The sequence below is a fragment of the Streptomyces sp. H27-H5 genome, assembly GCF_026627505.1.
In the GTDB taxonomy this organism is placed as follows: Bacteria; Actinomycetota; Actinomycetes; order Streptomycetales; family Streptomycetaceae; genus Streptomyces.
On record NZ_JAPNLK010000004.1, the window covers coordinates 53,916 to 72,374 of the forward strand.

General features: G+C 72.8%; 19 protein-coding genes. 4 read left to right on the forward strand and 15 right to left on the reverse strand.

What is annotated here, in order from left to right:
- Window positions 1-19: 19 nt before the first annotated feature.
- Both OTB19_RS02680 and OTB19_RS02685 read left to right on the forward strand, forming a co-directional pair.
- The gene (locus tag OTB19_RS02680; protein ID WP_267796296.1) at window positions 20-1,255 is read left to right on the forward strand and encodes an LCP family protein; all 1,236 of its coding nucleotides are present in this window, start codon (window positions 20-22) and stop codon (window positions 1,253-1,255) included.
- Complete coding sequence (locus tag OTB19_RS02685) at window positions 1,243-2,679, forward strand: FtsW/RodA/SpoVE family cell cycle protein (protein WP_267796297.1); 1,437 nt, start codon at window positions 1,243-1,245, stop codon at window positions 2,677-2,679. The genes OTB19_RS02680 and OTB19_RS02685 overlap by 13 nt, the downstream gene beginning before the upstream one ends.
- A gap of 176 nt (window positions 2,680-2,855) precedes the next feature.
- On the opposite strand, the gene OTB19_RS02690 is transcribed toward OTB19_RS02685, so the two are convergent.
- Both OTB19_RS02690 and OTB19_RS02695 read right to left on the reverse strand, forming a co-directional pair.
- Window positions 2,856-3,821 carry a polysaccharide deacetylase family protein gene (locus tag OTB19_RS02690; RefSeq protein ID WP_267796298.1) on the reverse strand — a complete coding sequence of 322 codons (966 nt, stop codon included), beginning with the start codon at window positions 3,819-3,821 and terminating at the stop codon, window positions 2,856-2,858.
- Window positions 3,822-3,989: 168 nt separating this feature from the next.
- Window positions 3,990-4,925, reverse strand: coding sequence for a polysaccharide deacetylase family protein (locus tag OTB19_RS02695; protein ID WP_420716782.1), 936 nt, complete (start codon window positions 4,923-4,925; stop codon window positions 3,990-3,992).
- A 90-nt stretch (window positions 4,926-5,015) separates the two neighbouring features.
- Between OTB19_RS02695 and OTB19_RS02700 the strand changes: the two genes are divergently transcribed.
- Complete coding sequence (locus OTB19_RS02700; protein ID WP_420716783.1) at window positions 5,016-6,194, forward strand: THUMP-like domain-containing protein; 1,179 nt, start codon at window positions 5,016-5,018, stop codon at window positions 6,192-6,194.
- Here the strand turns inward: OTB19_RS02700 and OTB19_RS02705 are convergent.
- From OTB19_RS02705 to tsaB, 5 genes are all read right to left on the reverse strand, one after another.
- Window positions 6,100-6,849, reverse strand: coding sequence for a hypothetical protein (locus OTB19_RS02705; protein WP_267796299.1), 750 nt, complete (start codon window positions 6,847-6,849; stop codon window positions 6,100-6,102). The two genes, OTB19_RS02700 and OTB19_RS02705, sit on opposite strands and share 95 nt — an antisense overlap.
- Window positions 6,850-6,976: 127 nt before the next feature.
- Window positions 6,977-7,249 carry a hypothetical protein gene (locus OTB19_RS02710; protein ID WP_267796300.1) on the reverse strand — a complete coding sequence of 91 codons (273 nt, stop codon included), beginning with the start codon at window positions 7,247-7,249 and terminating at the stop codon, window positions 6,977-6,979.
- The gene (gene tsaD / locus OTB19_RS02715; RefSeq protein WP_267796301.1) at window positions 7,246-8,394 is read right to left on the reverse strand and encodes a tRNA (adenosine(37)-N6)-threonylcarbamoyltransferase complex transferase subunit TsaD; all 1,149 of its coding nucleotides are present in this window, start codon (window positions 8,392-8,394) and stop codon (window positions 7,246-7,248) included. Before tsaD ends, OTB19_RS02710 begins: the two co-directional genes overlap by 4 nt.
- Entirely contained in the window at window positions 8,387-8,908 is a 522-nt protein-coding gene (gene rimI, locus OTB19_RS02720; protein WP_267796302.1) for a ribosomal protein S18-alanine N-acetyltransferase, read from the reverse strand. Before rimI ends, tsaD begins: the two co-directional genes overlap by 8 nt.
- Window positions 8,905-9,558: a tRNA (adenosine(37)-N6)-threonylcarbamoyltransferase complex dimerization subunit type 1 TsaB gene (gene tsaB, locus OTB19_RS02725; protein ID WP_267796303.1), complete on the reverse strand. Its 654-nt coding sequence runs from the start codon at window positions 9,556-9,558 to the stop codon at window positions 8,905-8,907. The genes rimI and tsaB overlap by 4 nt, the downstream gene beginning before the upstream one ends.
- A 170-nt stretch (window positions 9,559-9,728) precedes the next feature.
- Here tsaB and OTB19_RS02730 point away from each other — a divergent pair, with 170 nt between their 5' ends.
- The gene (locus OTB19_RS02730; RefSeq protein ID WP_267796304.1) at window positions 9,729-10,289 is read left to right on the forward strand and encodes a hypothetical protein; all 561 of its coding nucleotides are present in this window, start codon (window positions 9,729-9,731) and stop codon (window positions 10,287-10,289) included.
- A 39-nt stretch (window positions 10,290-10,328) separates the two neighbouring features.
- Here the strand turns inward: OTB19_RS02730 and OTB19_RS02735 are convergent, their stop codons facing one another.
- The 8 genes from OTB19_RS02735 to OTB19_RS02770 all read right to left on the reverse strand — a co-directional run bounded on the left by OTB19_RS02735 (window position 10,329) and on the right by OTB19_RS02770 (window position 18,266).
- Window positions 10,329-10,508, reverse strand: a complete 180-nt coding sequence (locus OTB19_RS02735) for a hypothetical protein (protein ID WP_267796305.1) — start codon at window positions 10,506-10,508, stop codon at window positions 10,329-10,331.
- 120 nt (window positions 10,509-10,628) lie between these two features.
- Window positions 10,629-11,204 (reverse strand): tRNA (adenosine(37)-N6)-threonylcarbamoyltransferase complex ATPase subunit type 1 TsaE, encoded by a 576-nt coding sequence (tsaE, locus tag OTB19_RS02740; RefSeq protein WP_267796306.1) that lies wholly within the window; start codon window positions 11,202-11,204, stop codon window positions 10,629-10,631.
- The gene (locus tag OTB19_RS02745; RefSeq protein WP_267796358.1) at window positions 11,161-12,300 is read right to left on the reverse strand and encodes an alpha/beta hydrolase; all 1,140 of its coding nucleotides are present in this window, start codon (window positions 12,298-12,300) and stop codon (window positions 11,161-11,163) included. The genes tsaE and OTB19_RS02745 overlap by 44 nt, the downstream gene beginning before the upstream one ends.
- Window positions 12,301-12,368: 68 nt before the next feature.
- Window positions 12,369-13,505, reverse strand: a complete 1,137-nt coding sequence (gene alr / locus OTB19_RS02750) for an alanine racemase (protein ID WP_267796307.1) — start codon at window positions 13,503-13,505, stop codon at window positions 12,369-12,371.
- 70 nt (window positions 13,506-13,575) lie between these two features.
- Window positions 13,576-14,988: an NAD(P)H-hydrate dehydratase gene (locus OTB19_RS02755; RefSeq protein ID WP_267796308.1), complete on the reverse strand. Its 1,413-nt coding sequence runs from the start codon at window positions 14,986-14,988 to the stop codon at window positions 13,576-13,578.
- A gap of 123 nt (window positions 14,989-15,111) precedes the next feature.
- Window positions 15,112-15,480, reverse strand: a complete 369-nt coding sequence (locus tag OTB19_RS02760) for a holo-ACP synthase (RefSeq protein ID WP_267796309.1) — start codon at window positions 15,478-15,480, stop codon at window positions 15,112-15,114.
- A gap of 75 nt (window positions 15,481-15,555) precedes the next feature.
- Window positions 15,556-17,403, reverse strand: a complete 1,848-nt coding sequence (gene glmS / locus OTB19_RS02765; RefSeq protein ID WP_267796310.1) for a glutamine--fructose-6-phosphate transaminase (isomerizing) — start codon at window positions 17,401-17,403, stop codon at window positions 15,556-15,558.
- A 110-nt stretch (window positions 17,404-17,513) separates the two neighbouring features.
- A complete protein-coding gene (locus OTB19_RS02770; RefSeq protein ID WP_267796311.1) occupies window positions 17,514-18,266 on the reverse strand; it encodes a hypothetical protein in 753 nt (250 codons plus the stop codon).
- Window positions 18,267-18,459: the final 193 nt, after the last annotated feature.

The window sequence follows — 18,459 nt, forward strand, 5'->3', positions numbered from 1 at the left end:
TCCCCCAGCATCGACAGGCATGAGCGCGCACCGCAGGAAGACCAGCCGCCGCCTGCCGCGGCGTCGCCGCCTCGGCCGCACCCTGCTGACCGCCGGCTGTGTGCTGACGGTCCTGGCCGGCGGCACCGCCTGGTACGTCTACCGGGACCTGTCGTCGAGCATCGGCAGTTCGAAGGCCCTGGAGGGAGCGGAGAAGTCGGCGCACGGAGATACGAACATCCTGCTCATGGGGCTGGACAGCCGGCGCGACCAGAACGGCGAGCCGCTCCCGGACTCGATCCTGGACAAGCTGCACGCGGGCAGTTCCGACATCGGCGGCTACAACACCAACACCCTGATCCTGCTCCACGTGCCCGGCGACGGCAGTCGGGCCCGGGCGTTCTCCATCCCGCGCGACGACTACGTGGAACTGCGCGGGATGCCGGGCCGGGCGCCGGGCGCGGCCGCCGGCAAGGCCAAGATCAAGGAGGCCTACGGACGGGCGAAGGCGCTGCGCGAGGAGCAGCTGGCGGGCGAGGGGGTCAAGGACCGGCGGCGCCTGGAGCGCGAGGGCCGGGAGGCGGGACGCAAGGCCGAGATCGAGACCGTACGGACCTTCCTGGGGGTGCCGGTCGATCACTTCGCCGAGCTGAACCTGGCCGGTTTCCACCACCTGGCCGAGGCCCTGGGCGGGGTTCCGGTGTGCCTGAACAAGGCGGTGAAGGACAGGTACTCGGGGGCGGACTTCCCCGCCGGCCCGCAGACGCTGAACGGGCAGCAGTCGCTGGCCTTCGTGCGGCAGCGGCACGGGCTGCCGGGCGGTGACCTGGACCGGACGAAGCGGCAGCAGGCATTCCTGGCGGGTGCGACGAAGAAGCTGAACGACGCGGGCACCTTCACGGATCCGGTGAAGTTGATCAAGCTGGTCGACGCGGCGAAGCAGGACGTGGTGACCGACGCCGGCTGGGACCTGCTGTCGTTCGTGAAGCAGGCGAAGAACCTGTCCGGCGGGAAAGTGCAATTCACGACACTCCCCGTGGAGGGCTTCGCAAGGAACCATGACGGGGACATCAACGTCGTAGATGATATGAAGATAAAGCGCCTCATTGCCGAGCAGATCGGGCCCAAGGCCCCTGCGAGTCCGAGCGCGCCGGGCGTCGCTCCCTCCGGACCGGGCGCGTCGTCCGCGCCGTCTTCACCGCCGTCCGCACCGCCGTCTCCCGGGCCCTCACAGCCGGAGAAGATCGACGGTGGCGGCGTCCCGTGCGTGGACTGAGGCCCCTGACGGAGGCGGGCGCGCGCCGCCGCACCGAGGCGTTCCTCCTCGTCCTCGTCGTCGGCATCGCCGTTTTCGGCCACTGCGCGGCGAGCCTGGCGATGAACGACGAGCTGCCGCGCAACCTCACCGGCTTCGTCATCAGCCTGACGCTGCTGTCGTTGGTGGGGCACTTGGGCATCCGCCGGTTCGCGGCGTACGCGGATCCGTTGATCTTCCCGCTCGCCATGCTGCTGACCGGGCTGGGGCTGGTCCTGCTCCATCGGCTCGACCAGGGGTACATCGAGCGGTACAACTCGGACGCGAACGCTCCCGGCCAACTGCTGTGGACGGTGGTCGGGGTCGCCGCCTGCATCCTCGTGGTGGCGCTGCTGCGGGACCACCGGCTGCTGCAACGGTTCATCTACATCACGATGGCCGTGGCGCTGGTCCTGCTGATCGCCCCGGTGTTCTCGCCGGCCGACACCTACGGCGCGAAGCGCTGGATCGTCGTCGGCGGCCTCTCGCTCCAGCCCGGCGAGTTCGTCAAGATCATGATCGCGATCTTCTTCGCGGGCTACCTCGTGATCCACCGGGACTCGCTGGCGCTGACGGGCCGGCGGTTCCTGGGCGTCCGGTTGCCTCCCATGCGACAGCTCGGGCCGATCATCACCGTGTGGATCCTGTCCATGCTGGTGCTCGTCTTCGAACGCGACCTGGGCACGTCGCTGATCTTCTTCGGCGTGTTCGTGGTGATGCTGTACGTCGCCACCGAGCGCACCAGTTGGATCGTCTGCGGGGTGCTGATGGCCTCGGTCGGCGCCTTCGTGGTGGGCTCGACCGAACCGCACGTCAAGGGGCGGGTGGCCGCCTGGCTGAACCCGCTCTCCTACTACTGGAAGGACCGGCCGCCGGGAGTCGTCTCGGACCAGTCCGCGCAGGCGCTGTTCAGCTTCGGCACGGGCGGCGTCACCGGCACCGGTCTCGGCATGGGCCACCCCGAGCTGATCGCGTTCGCGGGGCGCAGCGACTTCATCCTGACCACCGTGGGCGAGGAACTCGGCCTGGCCGGGGTGATGGCGGTACTGCTCCTGTACGCGCTCCTCGTCCAGCGGGGCCTGCGGATGGCGCTGGCCGCGCGCGACCCGTTCGGCAAGCTGCTCGCGGTGGGCCTGTCGGCGGCGCTGGCGCTCCAGGTCTTCGTGGTCGCGGGCGGCGTGACCGGCCTGATCCCGCTGACGGGCAAGGCGCTGCCGTTCCTGGCGAAGGGCGGCTCGTCGCTCCTGGCCAACTGGATCATGATCGCCCTGCTGCTGCGGATCAGCGACAGCGCGGAACGCCAACGCGAGGCGGACGCCCGCGGCCCGGCGGAGACGACGATCACCCCGGTGGTGGTGGCGGGCACGGGGGACCGGGCGGCGACGGGGGCCGGCGCCCCGGGGTAGCCGCCGGGGGCAATCCCCCGCGGGTGGTCGGGCTCCAGATGGTCGGCTCCGCACGCCGGGCACGCGGGTGGTCGGGCTCCGGGGGGCGGCCTTCGGATGGCCGGGCTCCGGGTGGTCGGCTCCGCACGCCGGCCCGCGGGTGGTCGGCCGCGCGCGGTCCGCGCCCGCGTGTCGGCTTACAGGTAGTCCTCCAGGCGGCCTATCGCGTAGCCCTGCTCCTGGATGCGCTTGAGCATCCGGGTCGTCATCTCGATCTCGGTGGAGCCCTTGAGCTCCGAGGGGCCGCGGAAGTGGGCCAGGATGATGTCGCCCGGCTTGAGGGCGGAGCCCTCGGCGTACTGGAAGTCGTTGATCTGCATCGACGCCCGCCAGAGGACGACGGTCGCTATGCCGCACTCGGAGGCGGCCCTGAGGGTGTCGTCGTTGTAGTTGCCGAACGGCGGCCGGAAGAGCGTCGGCTTGGCGCCGAACCGCTTGGCCAGGCGTTCCTGCTGCCCGCATATCTCCTTCTTCTGCGCCGCGTAGGACAGCGTCCGGAGGTTGGGGTGGGTCAGGGTGTGGTTGTTGATCGTGCTGCCGCTGCCGTTGTCGCGCAGGGCCTGGAAGTGCCCGTAGTCGGACGAGGCCACGTTGTCCGTGAGGAACATGCCGATCGGCAGCTTCAGATCGGCCGCCATCTTCAGGAACTCGGGGTTCTTCTCCGCGCCGTCGTCGAAGGTCAGGAAGACGACCTTCTCGGCGGGGGCCACGGGTATCCGGTCCACCAGCGTCGGCCTGCCCGGGGCGGCCTTGGGGAGTCGGGGCTTCTGCGCCGGCTTGGGGGCGTAGACGACCGGGGCCTTCAGACCCCACTTGCGGTAGGGCTGCTCCGCCGTCGCGGGCGCTCCGGCGGGCGCGCTCGACGCCGGGGCCGGGGCCGAGGCGGACGGGGAGGCCGCACCCGTCTCCGGCTTGGTCTTGCGGCCCAGTCGTTCGATGGGTTCCACGCTGTTGCCGCATCCCGCCAGCGACGCCACGAGGGCGCCGACCGCGAGCGCCCCGGCCACTCCTCGGCGGGCGGCGGGAGCGAGGGGAAGACCGCCGACGCGGGGCGCGCTCCCTGAAGGAGCAGTATGGGAAAGGTGTTTGAAAGTCATACGCACGTGCGGAATGTATACCCGGATGGGGATATTCCGTTGATATGACCCGTCAGGGCCCGCCGAAACGCGCGGTGCGGACGGTGCGGCGGAGGCGTGCGGAGCCGGTTTCCCCGCGGGGAGGGATTCCGCACGCGTACCGCTCGTCGGCCGAGGGGGGTCAGACGACGGGGATCAGACGTAGTCCTCCAGGCGGCCGATGGCGAAGCCCTTGTCCGTGACCGTCTTCAGGGTGTGGCGCACCATGTCGGTCATGGTGGCCTTCCAGTCCTCCTTGCCGCGGAAGTGCGTGAGGATGATGTCGCCCGCGTGCAGGTCCCGGTCCCATTCGCGCCAGTCCATGCGGTTGGGGAAGGCTTCGGCGTTCCACAGCGGAACCGCCTTGATGCCACAGGACTTGGCCGCGCGCAGCGTGTCCTGGTTGTAGTTGCCGTACGGCGGCCGGAAGAGGCTCGGCCGCTTGCCGAACTGCTTCTGGATCGTGTCCTGCTGGCCGCAGATCTCCTCGCGCTGCTGCTCGTAGGAGAGCGCGGGCATGTAGCGGTGGTTGAGCGTGTGGTTGTTCAGGGTGACGCCGGCGGCCTGCATCTCCTTGAAGTACGGGTAGTTGTCCTTCACGACGTAGTCGCTGAGGAACGCCGTGTACGGGATCTTGAGTTCCTTCATCATCTTCAGGAACTCGGGGTCCTTCTCGGCCCCGTCGTCGACCGTCAGGAAGACGACCTTCTCCTCGGTGGGGACCGTGGTGAAGACCGGCGGGTACTCCGACTGGTCCTCGACCTCGAAGCCGTCCCGCGTGGTGATCTCCGGCTTCACCTTGGGCGGCGCCGGCGCGACCAGCGGGACCTTCGCCAGGCCCCAGCGCTTCGCCGCGGCGACCCGGGCCTGCTGGGCGGCCTTGGCCCGCTCGGCGGGGTTCACGAGTGCGCCCGCGGCGCCCTCGGCGCCGATCTTGGGCTTCGTGGCGGGGCCCGATTCCGTGGAGCTGCACGCCGTGCCGAGGGCGGCGACCAGCAGCGCGGCGAGGGCCACGCCGTACCGGCCGCGCGGACGCGCCGCTGACCGGTGACCTTGTTGCGTCTTATTTCCCTTTTGTCGTACAGGCTGCATAACGCCGGATCCTTACAGCACCACCCGGCGCGTCCCCGGCGACACCTCGACCGGACCCGGACCTTCCATCGACTGGCCCACAATGAACCGGTGACCCCCGAAGACTTCGCCGCACTGCTCACCCCCGAGGGCGACGCCCTCCTCGCCTCGCTCCGCGACCACGACCCCGCCCGGGAACTCGCCCTCGCCACCCGGCTGCGCCGCGAGCACCCGGCCGCGCTGGTCTCCGCCGCGCTCGGTCAGGCCCGGCTGCGGCAGCGGGCGGTCGCGAAGTTCGGGGCCGAGGACGCCTTCCGGATGTACTTCACGCCCGGCGGCGGCGAGATGGCCACCCGCGCGTCGGTGGCCGGGTACCGGGCCGAGCGGCTCGCCGCCCTGGGCGTGCGCAGCGTCGCCGACCTGTGCTGCGGCATCGGCGGCGACGCCCTGGCCCTGGCCCGCCTCGGGATCCGGGTGCTGGCCGTGGACCACGACCCGCTGACGGTCGCCGTCGCACGGGCCAACGCCGAGGCGCTGGGGCTGACGGACCTGATCGAGGTCCGGGAAGCCGATGTGACGGACGTGGACACCACCGGCTACGACGCCGTCTTCATCGACCCGGCCCGGCGCGGCGGGCGCGGGAGGATCTTCGACCCCGAGGGCTACTCGCCGCCGCTCTCCTGGGCCGTGGAGGCCGCGCGGGCCGCACGGTGCGCGGCCATCAAGATCGCCCCCGGTATCCCGCACGAGGCGGTGCCCGCCGAGGCGGAGGCCGAGTGGATCTCCGACCAGGGCGACGTGAAGGAGGCGGTGCTGTGGTTCGGGACCTCGCCCGGCACCGTGCGCGCCACCCTGCTGCCCGGCCCGCGCGCGCTGGAGACCGCCGACCCGTTGCCCGACCCGGAGGCCGGCCCGGTCGGGCGCTGGCTGTACGAGCCCGACGGCGCCGTGATCCGCGCCCATCTGGTCGCGGAGGTCGCCGAGCGGCTGGACGGTCGGCTCATCGACCCGACCATCGCCTACATCACCGCCGACGAGCTGCGCGCCACCCCGTACGCGACCGCGTACGAGATCACCGACGTCCTGCCCTTCGGCCTCAAGAAGCTCAAGGCCCTGCTGCGCGAGCGCGGGGTGGGCGTCCTGACCGTGAAGAAGCGGGGCTCGGCGATCGAGCCCGAGGAGCTGCGCAGGAAGGTCAAGCCGCAGGGCCCGAACTCCGCGACCGTGTTCCTGACGCGCGTGGCGGGCGCCCCGTCGATGCTGATCGGCGCGCCGGCGCCGCGGGACTGAGCCGCCCGGACGGCGCGAGCCGCCCGAAAGGTCCGGCGGGTCCGGCGGATCGCAGGGCGCACATCGCCCAGCGGTAGTGGGCGCCGGCCTTGCCGAGGCCCAGCAGGGCGGTGACCCACAGGATCAGGCCGAGTCCCATCGTCAGGACGAGTTCCGGGTACGCGCCCTCCCCCGGCCGGGTCCCGGCCGCCGCCCCGAAGGTCACCCGGAGGCCGAGCGCGCCCAGGGCGAGGGAGGCCAGCAGCCAGGCCAGGCTCCGGCCGGGGGCGCGCAGCCGGCGGTCGGCGGCCGGGTCGCGGTCCGAGGCCGCCCAGGCGCACTGCAGTTGCCGTATCCGCCGGTCCAGTCGGGCGCCCCGGCCGAACCAGATGCCGGCGGGCACCAGCACGCCGGCGGCGAGCGCGGCGAAGACGAGGCCGAGGGCGCAGGCGAGGGGGCCGCCCTCCTCGAAGGCCATCAGGGCCATGCCGACGAAGGACCAGCCGAGCGCGAAGACGGCCGCGACGGCCCAGAGCAGCAGGAGCCGCTCGATGCCCAGGGTGTGGCGGACGAGTTCCGCCAGGGAGCGCGCGCGGTCCGCCCGTACGACGGACTCGTCCAGCCACTCGCGCAGGTGCGCGGGCGGGGGCGGAGGAGGCAGGTCACGGCGAGGCATGCGCACGACCGTAGCGGGACCCGCTCCAGGACCGCCGGAGGGAGCCTGGACGGACGTGGGAGCCGCCCCCGGGCCGCTGACGGCCCGAACCCGCCCCGGACCCGCCGCGCTCGGCCGAAAGCGCGGCTCAGCCGCCCGTGACCTCCACCGACTCGAACCGCCAGCGGTGCACCGCCCGGGTGATCAGGTCCGCGTCCGGCTCGGGCAGTTCGGGGAGTTCCCCCGATGCCCCCTCGGGGGCGTCCCACCAGGTGAGCACCAGCACCCGGTCCTGGGCGGCGCGGAACACCTCGCGGCGCAGCGGTTCCCGGGCCAGGACCCGGGAACGCGCCCACTCCAGCAGCTCGTTGCCCCGCCCGGCGACGGCGCGGGCCTCCCACATCAGCGTGACGGTGCTCACGAGTAGAGGTTGTCCTTGCTCAGCTCGTGCACGTGGTCGTGGGAGTGCCCGTGGTCGTGGGAGTGCCCGTGCGCGTGACCGTCGTGGTCGTGGTCGTGCGCGGTCCCCGGCACGTGCGGTTCCGTCACCGGCAGCGAGGAATCCGCGGACAGGTCCCAGTCCGAGGCCGGCCGGTTCCGCTTGACCATCTCCGCGCCCAGGGCCGCGACCATCGCGCCGTTGTCCGTGCACAGCTTCGGCCGCGGCACGCGCAGCACGATCCCCGCGTCGTCGCAGCGTTCCTGTGCCAGCGAGCGGAGCCGGGAGTTGGCCGCGACGCCGCCGCCGATCATCAGGTGGTCGACGCCCTCGTCCTTGCAGGCGCGGATGGCCTTGCGGGTGAGCACGTCCACGACGGCCTCCTGGAAGGAAGCCGCCACGTCGCGCACCGGCACGTCCTCGCCGGCCTTCCGCTTCGCCTCGATCCAGCGGGCCACGGCCGTCTTGAGCCCGGAGAAGGAGAAGTCGTACGCCGCGTCGCGCGGCCCCGTCAGTCCGCGCGGGAAGTTGATCGCCTTCGGGTCGCCCTCGCGCGCGAGGCGGTCGATGACGGGACCGCCGGGGAAGCCCAGCTGGAGGACGCGCGCGATCTTGTCGAAGGCCTCGCCCGCCGCGTCGTCGATGGTCGCGCCGAGCGGCCGTACGTCGGTGGTGATGTCCGGGGCCAGGAGCAGCGAGGAGTGGCCGCCGGAGACCAGCAGGGCCATGGTGGGTTCCGGCAGCGGGCCGTGTTCGAGCTGGTCGACGCAGATGTGCGAGGCCAGGTGGTTCACCCCGTACAGCGGCTTGCCCAGGGCGTACGCGTAGGCCTTGGCCGCCGAGACGCCGACCAGCAGGGCGCCGGCGAGGCCCGGACCGGCGGTGACGGCGATGCCGTCGAGGTCGCGGGCGCTGACCCCGGCCTCCTTCAGGGCGCGCTCGATGGTCGGCACCATCGCCTCCAGGTGGGCCCGGGAGGCGACCTCGGGGACGACTCCGCCGAAGCGGGCGTGCTCGTCGACGCTCGACGCGATCGCGTCCGCCAGCAGGGTGGTGCCGCGGACGACGCCGACGCCGGTCTCGTCGCAGGACGTCTCGATGCCGAGGACGAGGGGTTCGTCAGCCATGGGACTCACTTCTCACGGGTTGTGCGGAGCTCAGGGAGTTCGCGGGGTCGGCGAGGCGCATCACGAGCGCGTCGACGTTGCCCGGTTGGTAGTAGCCGCGTCGGAATCCGATCGGCTCGAAGCCGAAGCGCTCGTAGAGCTTCTGGGCCCGCGTGTTGTCCACGCGCACCTCCAGGAGCACTTCCGCGCATTCGAAGGCGGTCGCGGCGCGCAGCAGGTCGGTGAGCAGCCGGGCGCCGAGACCGGTGCCCCACTGTTCGCGGGCCACCGCGATGGTCTGTACGTCGCCCAGGTCGCCGGCGGCGGCCAGTCCGGCGTAGCCGACCAGTCGGCCGGCCCCGTCCTCGGCGACCACGTAGCGGCGGGTGGCGTGCGGGCCGCGGGCGTGGGCGAGTTCGGACCAGAACATCCCGGCGGACCAGGCGTCCTCGGGGAAGAGCTCGTGCTCGAGCTCCAGCGCCGGTTCGATGTCCCACCAGCGCATGTCGCGCAGCACCACGGTCGGGGCGGTCACTGCGGGGTGACCACCTTGTAGTTCTTGGGTACCTGGGCGTCGGGGCGGCGCAGGTACAGCGGCGTCGGGGGCAGGAACTCCGCCCCGGCCGCCAGTCGTTCCGCGGCCAGGGCCGCGAGGGCGCCGGCGGACTGGTGCTCGGGGGCCCGCGCGTCGGTGAAGACGTCCGGGTAGAGCACGGCGCCCTGGCCGACGGAGGGCAGGCCCGCGACCTGTTCGGCGATGTCGGCGGGGCGGTCCACGGCGGGTTCGCCGACGCGGGTGCGCGGGTCCTCGTAGCGGGCCCAGTAGACCTCCTTGCGCCGCGCGTCGGTGGCGACGACGAAGGGGCCCTCGATGCCCGCGGCGTACGCGAGCCCGTCGAGGGTGCACAGGCCGTGGACGGGGACGCCGAGGACGGAGGCGAAGGTGGAGGCGGTGACGAGGCCGACGCGGAGGCCTGTGTAGGGGCCGGGGCCGACTCCGACGACGATGCCGGTGACGGCGTCGAGCTTCAGCCCGGCCTCGGCGAGCACCTTGTCGACGGAGGGCAGCAGCAGCTCCCCGTGGCGGCGGGCGTCGACCTGGTTCGACTCGGCGAGGACGGACTCGCCGTCGTGCAGGGCGACGGTGACGGCGGGCGTGGCGGTATCTACAGCGAGCAAGAGCACGCGAACAGCCTACGACTCCGGGGCCCCGGACCCTTCCGGCCGGTCGCCGGGCACCCTGGCTGCTACCTTTCGACCGGGGTACCGCGAGGTACCGCCCGAACGCCCCGGGGCAGGCCCGGCAGGTCGTTTCGGCACAAGGCTTTCAGGACCGCGCGGAGAGGTGGAGCAAGGTGGCACGCAGCAGCTCGGGAATCGTGGCCGGGCTCACCGTGGCGGCGCTCGCCGCCGTCGGCTTCCTCGGCTACCAGGCCTCCGCGACGGCGCCCGCGCACCCCGTGAAGGCCTCCCCGCAGGCACCGGCGTCCGGCGCTCCGAGCCAGTCCCCCGCCAAGCAGGCCCCGGCGAAGGCCACGGCTCTGCCGGAGGGCTCGGGCACGGGCGAGCGCGTCGTGTACTCGGTGTCCGGGAAGCGGGTCTGGCTGGTGGCCGCGGACGGTCGCGCGGCGAAGACCTTCGCGGTGATGCCGAGCACGGTGCACCCGGCGGCCGGCACCTATGTCGTCGGTTCCCGCGCGGGCGCGGTGCCCGGCTCGGACGGGGCGCCGATCGAGCACGTGGTGCGGTTCGCGAGCGTGGACGGCATCTCCATCGGCTTCAGCGCCCGGGTGGACGGCAAGACCCCGGCGCCGGACCCGGCCAAGAAGACCGGCGGCATCCGCATGTCGCGGCTCGACGGTGACGCGATGTGGACGTTCGCCACGATCAACTCGAAGGTCGTCGTCGTTCCCTGACCCGCCGGCGGGTCCGCCCGTTTCACCCGTATGTGGGAATCAGGCCGCTTCGGACTCCGGAGCGGCCTGTTCCGTGTTCACGGGTGCCTGGGAGGCCGGCTCCCACGCGGGCGGCGTCGAGACGGCTCTGGCGGCCGCGCACGAGGCGAGCAGGGCCCGCATGGACACGACCGTGCGGGGCGTTCGCTCCGCTCCCGCTGCTGCTCCTGCTGCCGACATGGATGCCTCCTGGACGGGCCCGGGACGCCGCACTTAGGTAAACCTAACCAGCGCTCGCCACCATGTCACCACGAGCGTACCCACCGGCGCAACGTTTTCCCGACGAGTTGTCGGTACCTTTTACCTCGCGGCCCGATCCACCCGCCCGGTCGCCTCGGCGAGCCCCGCCAGCCCGGCGTCCGCCCAGCGCGATCCGACGCCGCGCACCGTGACCCGGCGCACGTCGTCCAGGACCTCCTCGTGCCCCACCGCCCGGGCGATCACCACGTGCAGCCGGTCGTCGGAGAGCTCCTCGACCTTCCCGTCGCCCCACTCCACGACCACCACGGACTCGGGCAGCGAGACGTCGAGGTCGAGGTCCTCCATCTCGTCCAGGCCGCCGCCGAGCCGGTACGCGTCCACGTGCACCAGCGCCGGGCCGCCGACCAGCGACGGGTGTACCCGGGCGATCACGAAGGTCGGCGAGGTCACGGCCCCGCGCACGCCGAGGCCCTCGCCCAGGCCCCGGGTGAGGGTGGTCTTGCCGGCGCCGAGTTCGCCGGTCAGCAGGACCAGGTCGCCGGGACGCAACAGGGCGGCGACGCGACGGCCCAGTTCCTGCATGGATTCGGGCGAGTCGACGGTGATCAGGGTCTCGGTGGCGGCGCCGGCCTCAGGAGCCTGGCTGCGCTGCGCTTCCCGCGGTGCTTCTTCCATGCCCGCCAACGTTAGCGGCTTCGGATCCCGCGTCCGGCACGGCTCCGGTGCGGGCCAGCAGTCCCATCAGCAGCCCGGTCACGATCTCCGGGCGCTCCAGCATCATCAGGTGCCCGGTGTTCTCCAGGACCACCAGTTCGGCGGCCGGCAGGGCCTCCTTCATGGCGACGCTGTGCTCCGCGGGGGTGATCATGTCCCGGTCGCCCGCGACGACCGTGACGGGGACGCCGGCGAACCGCTGGAGCGCGGCGGTCTTGTCGTGGATCTGGAACGCCGGGTAGAACTCGGCGACCACGTCGATCGGCGTCGCCTCGATCAGCCGCTCGGCGAACCGCGCGACGCCCGGGTCCACGTCCCGCGAGCCGAACGAGTACTGCTTGATCATGCCCGCGAAGAGGTCCGCGGTCGCCCGCCGGCCCCGCTCCACGAGCTCCACCTGCGAGCCGAGCACCTTGAGCACCCCGGGCAGCAGCCGGCGCACGGCGCCCATCCCGACCGCCGGCAGCCCGTACGTCACCTCGCCGAGCAGACCGCTGGAGGTGCCGACCAGCGCCACCCCGAGCACGCGGTCGCGCACCAGCTCGGGGAACTGCTCGGCCAGCGCCATGATGGTCATGCCGCCCATGGAGTGCCCGACCAGCACCAGCGGCCCCTCGGGGGCGGCGGCGTCGAGGACGGCCTTGAGGTCGCGGCCGAGCTGGTCGATCGTGACGGGTTCGCCGTCGGCCTGGGCGAGGCCGCGCATGCTGCGGCCGTGGCTGCGCTGGTCCCAGTACACGGCGCGGACCACTCCGCGCAGGGCGGCCCGCTGGAAGTGCCAGGAGTCCTGGCCCAGGCAGTAGCCGTGGCAGAAGACGACGGTGACCGCGGGCGGTGTCCTGCGGCGCAGCCGGCGCCGCTTGCCCGGGTCCTGCGCGGGCAGGTCGTCCACCTCGTAGTACAGCTCGGTGCCGTCCTCGGCCCGGGCGGTGCCCTCGGTGCCGCGCAGGGAGCCGTAGTCCCCGGCGGCGTCCAGGGCCAGCCGGGCCTTCATCCGGATGCCGCGGCCCACCGTGATCCGTTCGACGGCGACCCCGGCCGCCGCTCCGGCGGCCATCACGCCGATCGCGGCTCCGGCCCAGCCGGCCTTGCGCCAGTTCTCGCTCACGCCGTCGCCGTCCTCACTCAGCCGTTGCGGTACACCCGGGGCACGCGCCCCCCGATACGGGTGACGATCTCATACGCGATCGTGTGCGCCGCTTGAGCCCAGTCCTCGGCGGTGGGTTCGCCGAGGTCACCGGGGCCGAAGAGGATCGCCGGATCGCCGGCCGCGACGTCGGCGTCGCCGATGTCGACGACGAACTGGTCCATGGCCACCCGGCCGGCCACTCGCCGGACCTCGCCGCCCACCAGGACGGGGCCGGAGCCGGAGGCGTGGCGCGGGATCCCGTCGGCGTAGCCCGTGGGGATCAGGGCCAGTCGGGTCTCCCGGTCCGTCACGTAGTGGTGCCCGTAGCTGACTCCGTGGCCGGCGGGGACGCTCTTCACGAGCGCGACGGACGCCTTCAGCGACATCGCGGGCCGCAGCCCCAGCTGGGCCGGGGTGCCCAACTCGGGCGCGGGCGACACGCCGTACACGGCGATCCCGCAGCGCACCAGGTCGAAGTGGGACTCCGGCAGCGTGAGCGTGGCCGGCGAGTTGGCGATGTGCCGCACCTCGGGCTCGACGCCCTCCTTCTCGGCGTACGCGAGCATGTCGCGGAACGCGGCGAGCTGGAGCGCGATCGAGGGGTGCCCGGGCTCGTCGGCGCAGGCGAAGTGCGACCAGACGCCGGTGACGTCGACGGTCCCCTCCGCCTGCGCGGCGACGGCGGCGCCGACCAGTTCGGCCCAGTCCGCGGGCTGGCAGCCGTTGCGCCCGAGGCCCGTGTCGGCCTTGAGCTGGATCCGCGCGGGACGCCCGGCGGCGCGCGCGGCCTCCCGTACCTCCTCCAGCGCCCACATCCCGCTGACCGCGACGTCCAGGTCGGCCTCGACGGCTTCCCGCCAGGGCCCGCCGGGCGTCCACAGCCAGCACAGGATCCGTGCCTCGATGCCGCCGGCGCGCAGCGCGAGCGCCTCCTCGGGCGTGGCGGTCCCCAGCCAGGTCGCGCCGGCCTCCAGGGCCGCGCGGGCACAGGGCAGGGCCCCGTGCCCGTATCCGTTCGACTTGACGACGGCCATCAGCTCGGCCCGGGGCGCCCGCTCGCGCAGCGCGCGCACGTTGCTCCGCACGGCGGCAAGGTCGATCTCGGCGTAGGCGCGCGTCGGTGTCTCGTTCATCCCGCACAGTCTCTCAGACCCCCCCGGGGGCTCCGTTCCCCCGCGTGTCGGGGTGCGGACGGGTGCGGGGTCACCCCGAGCGGACGTCCCGCCAGGCGCTCGGCACCGCGTCCGCCACCTGCTGCGCGAGGACCGGCGCCCCGTCGGAGGCGAAGCGGCCGGCCAGTCCGTGCAGGTACGCCGCCACGGCCCCGGCGTCCGCCCCGGACAGCCCCGCCGCCAGCAGCGACCCCGCCACCCCGGACAGCACGTCGCCGCTGCCCGCGGTCGCCAGCCACGGCGTCCCCGTCGGGTTCACCCGGACGACCGGATCGCCGTCGGAGGCGATCAGCGTCGTGGAGCCCTTCAGCAGGGCCGAGGCGCCGTAACGGCGTGCCAACGCCCGCACCGCCGCCAGTCGCCCCGCCTCCACCTCCTCCCGGGACACCCCCAGCAGCGCCGCCGCCTCCCCCGCGTGCGGGGTCAGCAGGGTCGCCGCGGACCGCCCGCGCAGCACCTCGGGGTCCAGGCCGCGCAGCCCGTCCGCGTCGACCAGTACCGGTACGTCGGACTGCGCCAGCACGCCCGCGACCTCGTCGGCCCGCGCGTCCCCCAGCCCCGGCCCGACCACCCACGCCTGCACCCGGCCCGGCCCGATCAGCGTCTCCGGGTACCGGGCGAGCACCGCGTCCGCCGCCGGACCCACGTACCGCACCGCGCCCGCACCGCCGCGCAGCGCGCCGGCCACGGCCAGCACCGCCGCCCCCGGGTAGCGCGCGGAGCCGGCGACGATGCCCACCACACCGCGCCGGTACTTGTCGCTCTCGGCCGTCGGCTCCGGCAGCAGCCGGGCCACGTCGGCGTGTTGCAGGGCCTCCAGCTCCGGGGCGGGCAGCGCGAGCCCGATGTCCACCGGCCGCACCACCCCGGCCAGCGCGGCCCCCGGGTCGATGAGCAGGCCGGGCTTGTGCGCCCCGAAGGTCACCGTGACGTCGGCCCGCACGGCCGCCCCCGCCACTTCCCCGGTGTCCGCGTCCACCCCGCTCGGCAGGTCCGCGGCGACCACCACCGCGCCCGTCGGGATCCGTTCCACCAGCGCGGCGGCCGCCGGGCGCAGCCCGCCCCGCCCGCCGATCCCGACGAGCCCGTCCACGACCAGGTCGGCACGCTCCGGAACGGCCGACTCCACCCGGCCTCCGGCGGCCAGCAGCGCGGCGGCCCCGCCCGGGTGCACCCGGGCGGGGTCCATCGGCACCGCCGTCACCCCGGCGCCGCGCCGGGCCAGCCGGGCGCCGGCGTACAGGGCGTCGCCGCCGTTGTCACCGGGGCCGACCAGCAGCACGACCCGCGCCCCGTACACCTTGCCCCGACGCCGGGTCAGCAGGCCCGCGCACACGGCGGCCAAGCCGGCCGCCGCCCGCAGCATCAGGGCGCCCTCCGGCAGCCCGGCCATCAGCTCGCGCTCGGCGGCCCGTACGGTCTCCACGCTGTAAGCAGTACGCATGGCACCAGCCTGCCCGAAAACCCGGCGCGGGCCCCGGCTCCCGGGCCCTTCAGGAGCCGGAAGAGCCCCGTGAGGACCGGAAGGGCGGGAAAGGGCCGGAAGGACCGGGGCCGGAGAGCCGACCTACCCCTCGGCGATCACCACGGCCGACGCCACGCCGGCGTCGTGGCTCAACGAGATGTGCCAGGACTTCACGCCCAGGGCCAGCGCCCGGGCCTCGACGGTCCCCGACACCCGCAGCCGGGGCTGCCCCGTCTCCTCCACGTACACCTCTGCGTCGGTCCACAGCAGTCCGCCGGGCGCGCCGAGCGCCTTGGCCAGCGCCTCCTTGGCCGCGAACCGGGCGGCGAGCGAGGCGGTGCCGCGCCGCTCGCCGCTCGGCAGCGTCAACTCGGCGTCGAGGAAGAGCCGTCGGGCCAGGTTCGGCGTCCGCTCCAGCGCGGCGCCGAACCGCTCGATCTCGGCAACGTCAATCCCCACACCGACAATCACGACGCACACCACTCCCACGCAGCCCGTGTTCCCCCGTCACCACCGCGGCGACGGATCGGCGCCCGCGCGCTTGGCTCACTCCACGGTCACCGACTTGGCGAGGTTACGCGGCTGGTCCACCTCGTTGCCCCGCGCCGTCGCCAGCTCGCACGCGAACACCTGCAACGGAACGGTCGCCACCAGCGGTTGGAGCAGCGTCGGCGTGGCCGGGATCCGGATCAGGTGGTCGGCGTACGGGACCACCGCCTCGTCGCCCTCCTCCGCGATGACGATCGTCCGCGCACCGCGCGCCCGGATCTCCTGGATGTTCGACACGATCTTGTCGTGCAGCACGGAGCGTCCGCGCGGCGACGGCACGACCACCACCACCGGCAGGTCCGGCTCGATCAGCGCGATCGGCCCGTGCTTCAGCTCGCCCGCCGCGAAGCCCTCGGCGTGCATGTACGCCAGCTCCTTCAGCTTGAGCGCGCCCTCCAGCGCCACCGGGTAGCCCACGTGCCGGCCGAGGAAGAGCACGGTGTTCTTGTCGGCGAGCGAACGCGCGAGCTGCCGTACCGGCTCCATCGTCTCCAGGACGGTGTCCACGGCCGCCGCGATGTCCGACAGCTCCCGGATCACCGACTCGATCTCGTCGCCCCACTTGGTGCCCCGCACCTGCCCGAGGTACAGCGCCACCAGGTAGCAGGCCACCAGCTGTGTGAGGAACGCCTTCGTCGAGGCGACGGCCACCTCGGGGCCGGCGTGCGTGTACAGCACGGCATCCGATTCGCGCGGGATCGTCGAGCCGTTCGTGTTGCAGACGGCCAGCACCTTGGCGCCCTGCTCCCGCGCGTGGCGCAGCGCCATCAGGGTGTCCATGGTCTCGCCCGACTGCGAGATCGCGATGACCAGCGTCCGCTGGTCGAGGATCGGGTCGCGGTAGCGGAACTCGCTGGCCAGCTCCGTCTCGCAGGGGATGCGGGTCCAGTGCTCGATGGCCAGCTTCGCGATCATGCCCGCGTGGTACGCCGTACCGCAGGCCACGATCACGACCTTGTCCACCTCGCGCAGCACGGACGGCGGGATGCGCACCTCGTCGAGCGTCAGCAGGCCGTTCGCGTCGATGCGGCCCAGGAGAGTGTCGGCGACGGCCTTCGGCTGCTCGGCGATCTCCTTGAGCATGAAGTAGTCGTACCCTCCCTTCTCGGCCGCCGAGGCGTCCCAGTCCACGTGGTACGCCCGTACGGACGCGACCGAGCCGTCGAAGTTGGTCACCGAGACCCCGTCGCGCCGCAGTTCGACGACCTGGTCCTGGCCCAGCTCGATCGCGGACCGGGTGTGGGCGATGAAGGCGGCCACGTCCGAGGCCAGGAAGTTCTCGTTCTCCCCGACGCCCACCACCAGCGGCGAGTTGCGGCGCGCCCCGACCACCACGTCCGGCTGGTCGGCGTGCACCGCGACCAGCGTGAACGCCCCCTGGAGGAGACGGCACACCTGCCGCATCGCCTCGGTGAGGTCCCCGCAGACCTCGAACCGCTCCGCCAGCAGGTGGGCGACCACCTCGGTGTCCGTCTCGGACTCCAGGCGGTGGCCGCGCTCCGCCAGCTCGGCGCGCAGCTCGGCGAAGTTCTCGATGATCCCGTTGTGCACGACGGCCACGCGTCCCGCGTTGTCGAGATGGGGGTGCGCGTTGACGTCGGTGGGCCCGCCGTGGGTCGCCCACCGCGTGTGCCCCAGGCCCGTGGACCCGGCCGGCAGCGGGTGCCCGACCAGTTCCTTCTCCAGGTTGACGAGCTTTCCGGCCTTCTTCACGGAGGAGAGTTCCCCGTCCGCGAGCACGGCGACGCCCGCCGAGTCGTAGCCGCGGTATTCCAGTCGCTTGAGTCCGGCGATGACCACATCGAGCGCAGATTGCGCTCCTACGTAACCCACAATTCCGCACATAGGCGGCAGGGTACGCCGTGGTCGGCCTCCCGCCCGGTACCTGAACAGGACGAAAAAAGACCGCCCCGGCGGACACGCCGGGGCGGTGGGGGCGGCAGTGCCGCGAGGGGTCAGCCGAGCTTCTTGACCTGCGCGTCGACGACGACCTTCGGCTGCTCGGAGTCGCCGGCCAGGTTCAGCGCCCAGAACGTCGCCAGGACGTTGCCCTTGCGCACGACGACCGTGTGCGTCTTCTTCTTCTGGCCGTCGCCCATGTCCATCACGGTGGAGAACCCGGCGGCCTCGTCACCGGAGGTCACCGGCTCGGAGGTGACGTTCCCGATCGGGGTCTTCTCGCCTTCCGAGCTGATGGCGAAGCCGCCGGCGCAGGCCGTGATCGCGGTCTTGACGGAGGCGAACGCGTCCTCGGCGCCCTTGCCGTCGTAGGAGGAGAGGGTGACCGAGGTCGCCGTCGACTTCAGGGCGCCCATGGCCGCCTCCAGCTTCTCGTCCACGCTCGCGCCCTCGGCCGCCGGCTTGGGCAGCTCGACGGTCATGATCCGGCCCACGCCGGTGGACGTGGCGAGCGGCTGCATGGACTGGGCCTGCGCCAGCACCTTGCACTCGGGCTTGTCGGAGTCGACCGGAGCGGTCTTCTCCTCCTTGAACGGCTCGATCTTGTGCGTGGGCAGCTCGGCCTGCGTGACCAGGAGCGCGGCCAGCTCGGCGGCCGTCTTCCCCTTGGCGGCGGGAGCGGCCGACGCGGACGCCTTGGCGTCCGTCTTGGTGTCGGAGGCCTTGTCGGAGCCGCAGGCGGTGGCCAGCAGCGTCAGGGACACGGCGGAAGCGGTCAGGACGGTACGACGGACAAGAGCGGAACGCACGGTGTTTCTCCCCCACAGGCGGTACACAGAAAAGTCGAAAGGCATGCCGGACGGCCCCGGAAACGCCCAGGTGAGGGGCGCACATCGGAGCTGCGACGCGTATCAAGATAAAGTAAAACCCGATGACCCGATCGGGTTTATTCGGCCATCGGCGCAATCGTGACCCCGGCGATACCGACCGGGTCGTCGAATC